The following is a 7696-nucleotide window of genomic DNA, read 5'->3' as shown; positions in this document are numbered from 1 at the left end:
CAAACTTTTTACCAACACCTTTTGTCCACCATTTAAAAATTACTAAACAATTTAAAAAGGCGATGCACTCAGTAATTTACTGAGTGCATCGCCTATAAAACCAACACTTTTTGTCCTATAACCCCGTAATTAGCTAAGCTGAAAGGCCATTTCTCAAAATTTTGTATTTTCCGAGATGAGCCTGACGCAACTACTCGTCTGGCTATCTACTTATAGTATAGCGATGTTTAGGTATATCGTCAAATGCGAATGGCTGATACGATACATAAGTAACACATCCAATGAGGTAAAAAATACCCGTTGGATGTGTTACTATTATAATATAGATATATATTGTTATGAGGCGGGTGTATATCTTATTTCACAACTTATTTCATAACTGATATAAATAGATGTTTAATCTTTGAAAGTAAGGTGAACGCTATGCCAAGTATTGTTCATAACATATGCTCTTTTTTGCGTTGGTTATTTACACCATCAAAGGGGCTTACATTAATTGCTAAAATCCTAGGGCTTATTGGCTTTTTATTAATTCCCTTCGTATCGATTCCTATACTAGTATTAGCAGTTGTTTTGTATTTGATTACATACATACCAATTGTTATTTTATTTAGCAGCCAGTTAGTTGCCAATATTGCAGGATGTTTTGTAGCTATTTGCTCACTGTTATATTTTATTGTTTATACTTGGCATGAATTATATGGTGAAAGTACAAATACCATCGTTACACATAGTGCTACAAATACTGTTAGAACGCCTAATACTGCAAATACTATTATAACGTCTAATACTACAGACTCTATTGCTACTTCTAGTATTACAGATACTAGTGACTATGCACATAATCCTGTAACATATAAACCTAGTGCACCAACACGTAGTGATGTGTTCTTTTGGGCCTTACTTGCTACTTATATTGGGCATCAGTTTTGGGATAAGGATGATTCTTAATTGAAGTCCCCCTCTTCGTTGTATGAAGAGAGGGAGATACTATGAGTGCCTTTGAAATCATTGCGATTGATTTTGGAATATTGACCGTAGTCTTTTCCTTTGGATTATTAATACCTCGAATGGTCTTGTGCTATGTATGGTAAAAGCAAATATTAATATTGGAATAATAGTTTTGCGTATTAATGAAATGTCGATGGTAATGAGGTCAAGCACAATACATATTAGTCGCCTAATTTAGAGATAGATAGAATCCCATAACCCTCAAAGTCGTTGTTAATGAACCTATCTCATATCTCCTTTGAATATCAACGTAATACAATGGGGGGATACAAAACTTGCTTTATGATTAATCGACTTATCTAGTAAGTATACCTTAATTATGTTGGAATGTTGGGAGTATGCGATAAGGAACTTGGTTGGGTGAGGGGCGGTATATTGGGGATAATTAAAATAGACTTAGTTTATAAATTAACTAAAAGGAAATTTATATGTATAAACGAATAAATTTGATAAAAATTAAAAATTCACTTGTTAGATATCTTAGGATGAAACTTTCTGTAGATATGCCAATCTCTACTTCAAATGATTCATTTGATAAACTTGTAAAAAGATACATTAAATTGTACCAGTCATTTTCTGTATTGAGAAGGAGAGAAGAGATTGCGGTTATACAGAGGAGGAAATCTCAAATTAAAGGGTTAAATCTTATTACATTACTTGGGCTTCTACAGGTTGTAATATGGCCAGTTATAAGTGTCGCAATAACTGGTAAAGAAGTCGATTGGCAGATAGAGCTTATATTGGCTGTATTTCCTTATGCAATTAACATGGCGGTAGCATTTTTCTTCTTATTAGGTGCGTACTGGGCTGCGCAAAACGATAATAAGGTAAAGAGATTGTGGGGAATAGGTGGCCTCTTAAATTTGATGATTTTATGGTTGATTGCTCATTTCCATCAGTTTTTTCCTGGTTATTCAACAGCATTTTCAATTATGGTATATGTTAGTGTTGTAATCGGGTGTATTTTTCCGATTTATTTAATTCTATACTATAAAGACCAAGAGTATACTGCTAGACTCGTAGCTTTGGAGCATCTATTAAGTCATCAATAGGGGAATCATTTGGTATTATAAGCTAATATGAAGATTTTGTACTATTAGGGGGAGAGATTATTTAATTTATATTGATGCAGTAAATATATCTTGATATAATAAAAGTACTCCAACGATATGCGTTGGAGGAGTCAAATTGATGTCAATCTCGAAAGTATTTTCGTAGATTGTCGCCGATAACAATAACTATATTGTTTACTCCTTAGATTTCTATGGAATATGAATATAGCCAATACGGTGACTAATGATATCACTTGAGTGATACCAGAGGTTTCATTGAACATAGTTTCAATCAACTCCTTTAGTATAACATTAATTGCTATTAAAAGACCTATAGGTCATTTGGTGGACGATTATATATGAAAATTATATATGGTGTAAATTCTTGACCCACGAACGCTCCATTCCACCAAGGTTGTTCGTGGGTTTTGCAATGAGGTGGACATGGATTTAAGTGAATGGGAAGCAAAGGTTCAGAAACTGACTCGTAAATATAATCATTTTGATGTATGGGTCTCTTATGAGCGCGTGAAGGAATATATACTTAATATAGAGAACATTGAACAGCATGGATTTTATCCTCTTATTCATTTTTTCATGCCTAAGTATAAATGGAAAAATGGTTTTATTGATAAATCTAAGAGAAGAGAGATATATTATGCTGCTCATATAGATTCATGGATTTATCGTTACTATAGTTATAAATTAAATGAATTATATAATACTTATGTAGAAAAATATAAATTTCCTTGGGCTCCAGTTGCTTATAGAACAAATTTGGGATTAAGTAATGTGGACTTTGCGTATAATGCATTTGAATTTATTCGTGAGTTACAAAAACAAAAAGAAGATTGCTATGTAGTGATTGGTGATTTTACAGATTTTTTTGATTCCTTAGAGCATGCATATCTAAAAGAGCAGCTCTTAGACTTACTAGGTGATGAGAATATTGAGATTAGTAGAAGTCGTAAATTACCTAAAGACTACTATAATGTATTCAAAAATATAACTAAATATTCATATGTAGATATTGAGGATATACTGGCATATCATAAATTAGAAGCTTGTGATCGTGATAAACGGTTGCTGAACAAAGAATCTTTTAATGGTGGGCGCGTATTATCCATGGCGAAACTTAGATTATCTGACAAGATAAGAATTCATAAACATAATAATATATATGGGATACCACAAGGCACACCTATAAGTGCAGTACTAGCTAATATATATATGATTAAATGGGACTTATTATTGAAGGAATGGGTTGATTCAAAAAATGGATTCTATCAAAGATATAGTGATGACTTTATCATTGTTATACCGAAGCTAGAATGTAGTAAAGGGAATTTGGAAGCTTTTATTAATAATCAAGTTAAATCTATTCCTAAACTTGTATTACAACCAGAAAAACAAAAATGGTTTGAGGTCAGGCCTGATGAGATTATTAATTTTGAAAAGATATTGTCGGAAAATATAAATATTGTAAAAAGTGAGAAGACGAGAATAAATTACTTAGGGTTTTCATTTGATGGTGATAAGGTTTCGATTAGAGATAAAACGATTTCTCGTTATTATGGAAAAATGAATGAAGCCATAAGAAGCATTATAAAACAAGATGGGGTGACTCATCCTAGAAATCCTAAAGTAAAGTCAAAAATAATTCCTCTTTATAGACTGTATAATCAATACACATATAAAGGCACAATATTTTATCGGAAATACCATAGAAATTATAAACATGTGCAATTGATTGAACAAGATAAGGGAAATTTTCATGATTATGTATTGCGCGCGCAGAAGAAATTCAAGAATGATGAAAGCATTAGTGATATTACGACCAAATCTATTCGTCATTTATTGAAAAGGTTTAAATAGTTTAGTTTCTTGCAGACTTATAATGCTTTAATTTTATATAAGATAAAAGGGGCTGTAACAAAATGAACATTTTTGTTACAGCCCCTTTCTCATAGAGCTATTAGATTTTAATTATTTTCTGCCGCATAGTAGTTAATCAAACAGCCTTTAGCGATGATGTCTTTTTCTTCATCACTGAGATAACCAAGATGCAATGTGATTTTTTCTTTTTTATTTGTATTGATAACATAGGCATCAAAGTTGTCTGTTGTACCTAGGAGCGTATTACGTACATTAGGGATCCAAATATAATCGAAGGTATCGATTTTTTTAGCAGCTTCTGCAGATGTTACGAATGGCAACATGCCCCAGTTAATTACATTAGAACGATATCGTTTTGTAGCATATTCAAGGGCGATATTAGCGCCACCACCGAGTACGCGTTGACATGATGCAGCTTGCTCACGGGCAGAACCGTCACCAGGTTTGTTAGCATAAATTGTACTTGCTACACTAGTTGTTTTAGCTAGGGATTCTACAGATTGTTCAAGATTCATAGCGGTATTAACTAATTCATAAGCTTGAGCTAATTCGTCTGGAATCGTTCCTTCTTGACGTGCTTTTTCAAGTTCTCGCACCTCTTTGGCACGGCTAACGTATTCAGGCACTTTGCGACTTAATGCAAATTCAGAGAGTGCATATGGATCGGAACGATAGGATGATGTTTCACCAGATGGAATTAATTCATCTGTCGTAGTTACTGGATCATCAATATAAGCAGCCACTTTCAATAAAATATTATCATTAAGTGCTTCAATGCTCGGCCATGCTTTAATCGATGGACCATAGATGATTTCCGAATCTTTATTAGCAGCTTGGAACCCAGAATATACTTTGTTCATGTATGGTTTATTATCGTAATGATATTCTGGAATAGTATCATCATAATCAATTTCTGTTGCTGGAGTTAAAGCACCATGATGGATAGCTGTAGCTGCGATGGATCGTGCATCCATTAATGCAACGGAAGCAATTTGACCATTACCTGGTTTAGAACCCTCACGGTTAGGGAAGTTCCGTGTAGCATGGCGCGCGGATAAACCGCTATTGTTTGGTGTATCTCCGGCGCCAAAGCATGGGCCACAGAATGCTGTTCGAACGATTGTGCCGGCTTCCATGAGGTCTACGAGAGCACCATTTTTCATCAATTCTAGATAGATTGGTTGGCTAGAAGGATATACGCTAAATGCAAAACGATCGTTGCCGACGCTTTTACCACCGACGATATTTGCGGCAGCCACAATGTTTTCGTATAAACCACCAGAGCAGCCGACGATGATGCCTTGGTCTACATGGACTTTGCCATCGAAATATTTTTCTGGTAATTGTAGACGAAGATTCTTGTTATCTAGTTTTTCAACTGCTTCATGCTCGATATGAGCGAGTAATTCTTTGCCACCTTCATTGAGTTCTTTGATGGTATATACATTGCTTGGATGGAATGGCATAGCAATCATGTTTTCTACCTTGGTAAGGTCAACTTTCACCATTCCGTCGTAGTAGGCAACAGTGCCAGGATTCAATTCTTTGTAATCATTAGGGCGATCATGGATGGTGAGGAATTGTTTTGTAATATCGTCAGTGCGCCAAATGGTAGATAAACATGTTGTTTCTGTAGTCATTACATCGATGCCATTACGGAAATCTTGTGAAAGCGATGCAATGCCAGGCCCCACAAATTCCATGACGCAGTTTTTAACGAAACCATTTTGGAACACTGCTTTTTCAATAGCCAAAGCCACGTCTTGTGGACCAACTCCATGGCGTGGGCTACCCTCTAAGTAAATAGCGATTACTTTAGGGCGTTGGATATCATAGGTACGTCCTAGTAGTTGTTTTACTAACTCCGGACCACCTTCGCCGATTGCCATAGTACCTAGTGCACCATAGCGAGTGTGGCTATCAGAACCTAAAATCATTTTGCCACAACCTGCCATGGTTTCACGCATGTATTGGTGGATAACAGCGAGGTGAGGTGGTACATAGATGCCACCAAAATGTTTTACTGCAGATAAGCCGAATACATGGTCATCTTCATTGATAGTACCGCCTACAGCGGCCAAGGTATTATGACAATTGGTTAAGACATATGGAATTGGAAACTTATCTAATCCACTAGCTATGGCCGTTTGAATAATCCCCACATAGGTAATGTCGTGGGAGGTAAGAGCATCGAATTTAATACGTAGAGTGGTATCACCATCAGCTGTTTGATGATTCATCATGATTTGATAGGCCATTGTTGCTTTATAAGCATCTGTATTAAATTGATTAGAATGTTCTTGGGCGGGTGAGTCTGTAGGTAAAACAATTTGAGTGCCGTTATATAAATATACTCCACCTGGAATTAAGGTAACCATAATGAACTCCTTTATATGTATAACAATAAGGGGACTGACACATTATGATGGATACACCATACTATATGCTACTAGCATAGTGATTTTTATGTATTATTACAAAGAGAAAAAACTTTCTATCAGCCATAGGAAAACCTTATATCTAAAAAAGCTAATCCCAAAATAGGATTAGCTTTTTTATTTTATGAGTATGAGATTAAATTATAACCTTTATTGTATGAGTCTTGTTATTAAGTGGATAATTAGCTTTTGGTTTAAATTGTTACCAATCGGTTTTTCTTATATCAGATAGTAAGAACTTACTATTTGTAGAGTTATAGTTATACATATATCATAAAATCATAATAATAATGCAATTAAGTGAAGTTACATTATTATGTAGTTCTATAACGTTACATCATTAGGTTGGTCTTGGGTATATAGATTCATAAAATCTACAAATGCCTTTGTAGCAGCGAATTGTTCATAGTTGTTGCGATAGTACATATATGTACTGCGTAATACTGGTTGTCCAGATTTATAGTATAAAGGGGACGCTAATAAATCTGGTGTATCAATGGTACAACTTTGTGACAATAACGTGTAGCCTAGGTTTTGTTGCACTAATTTTAATGCTGTATCCATAGCATCTACTTCTATGATTGTTTTAGGAGGTGTTTTGAATAAACTATACCACCATTCATCTAGCACGTTCTGTAACATAGGATCTGTTATGTAGTGTATATATGGCATATTGGGAATTTGATTCCAATCAGGGGGGTATTTAGAAAATAAACATAATGGTTCTTCCCATAGTAATGTTTTCTGTTCTTGCCAATTGTGATTGCCTCGAGCGATACATACATGAATATTGCCTTCTAAAAAATCTTTGAACCGATTATGACTATAGCCACTACGCATAGATACATCTACTTCTGGATAGAGTTCAATAAATTTTGATAAGAGAGGTGGTAGCTTGTATTTAGAGAATATATTAGAGCAGCCTATTTTAAGTACACCACGTGTAGTAGAGCGGTCTGAACTAAGCGTAGCTTTTAGTTGGTCGTAGTCTTGGAGATGACGTATAGCATATTGATATAATAGTTCGCCTTCACTAGTAAAAGATATACCTCTTGGTTGGCGCACAATGAGAGAACAATTTAATTCTGTTTCTAATTTATGGATCCGATCGCTAATGGCTGGTTGGGATATGAATAATCGTTTGGCTGTATGAGTAATATTCTTTTCTTCAAATAATGTTTTTATGAGTAATAAATCTTTTTCGTTCATTATGGGCTCCTTTCGTTAGAAGTCGATTACTTGTATTGTATCGAAAGTAGCCTTGTAGATTCAAGTGATAGTGTAGTTTATATGGAGAGT

General features: G+C 34.8%; 5 protein-coding genes. 3 read left to right on the top strand and 2 right to left on the bottom strand.

The window, feature by feature from the left end; genetic code table 11:
• The first annotated feature begins 423 nt into the window (after positions 1–423).
• From EO120_RS06920 to EO120_RS06910, 3 genes are all read left to right on the top strand, one after another.
• On the top strand, positions 424–951 hold the full coding sequence (locus tag EO120_RS06920) for a hypothetical protein (protein WP_127134755.1): 528 nt from the start codon (positions 424–426) through the stop codon (positions 949–951).
• Between the two features lie 488 nt (positions 952–1439).
• Entirely contained in the window at positions 1440–2063 is a 624-nt protein-coding gene (locus EO120_RS06915) for a hypothetical protein (RefSeq protein WP_127134754.1), read from the top strand.
• 444 nt (positions 2064–2507) lie between these two features.
• Positions 2508–3938, top strand: a complete 1431-nt coding sequence (locus EO120_RS06910) for a reverse transcriptase domain-containing protein (protein WP_127134753.1) — start codon at positions 2508–2510, stop codon at positions 3936–3938.
• 107 nt (positions 3939–4045) lie between these two features.
• On the opposite strand, the gene EO120_RS06905 is transcribed toward EO120_RS06910, so the two are convergent.
• Both EO120_RS06905 and EO120_RS06900 read right to left on the bottom strand, forming a co-directional pair.
• Positions 4046–6337, bottom strand: a complete 2292-nt coding sequence (locus EO120_RS06905; RefSeq protein WP_127134752.1) for a hydratase — start codon at positions 6335–6337, stop codon at positions 4046–4048.
• A gap of 384 nt (positions 6338–6721) precedes the next feature.
• Positions 6722–7606, bottom strand: coding sequence for a LysR family transcriptional regulator (locus EO120_RS06900; RefSeq protein WP_127134751.1), 885 nt, complete (start codon positions 7604–7606; stop codon positions 6722–6724).
• Positions 7607–7696: the final 90 nt, after the last annotated feature.

It is taken from the genome of Veillonella caviae (assembly GCF_003992125.1).
Lineage (GTDB): Bacteria > Bacillota > Negativicutes > Veillonellales > Veillonellaceae > Veillonella > Veillonella caviae.
Note: the sequence above shows the minus strand (reverse complement) of the source record. Positions and strands in the feature narration are given on the sequence as shown.

Bases quoted from the DNA above. Each gene is read 5' to 3' on its own strand.
- EO120_RS06920 (WP_127134755.1), top strand. From the start codon at position 424: ATGCCAAGTATTGTTCATAACATATGCTCTTTTTTGCGTTGGTTATTT.
- EO120_RS06915 (WP_127134754.1), top strand. From the start codon at position 1,440: ATGTATAAACGAATAAATTTGATAAAAATTAAAAATTCACTTGTTAGA.
- EO120_RS06910 (WP_127134753.1), top strand. From the start codon at position 2,508: ATGGATTTAAGTGAATGGGAAGCAAAGGTTCAGAAACTGACTCGTAAA.
- EO120_RS06905 (WP_127134752.1), bottom strand. From the start codon at position 6,337: ATGGTTACCTTAATTCCAGGTGGAGTATATTTATATAACGGCACTCAA.
- EO120_RS06900 (WP_127134751.1), bottom strand. From the start codon at position 7,606: ATGAACGAAAAAGATTTATTACTCATAAAAACATTATTTGAAGAAAAG.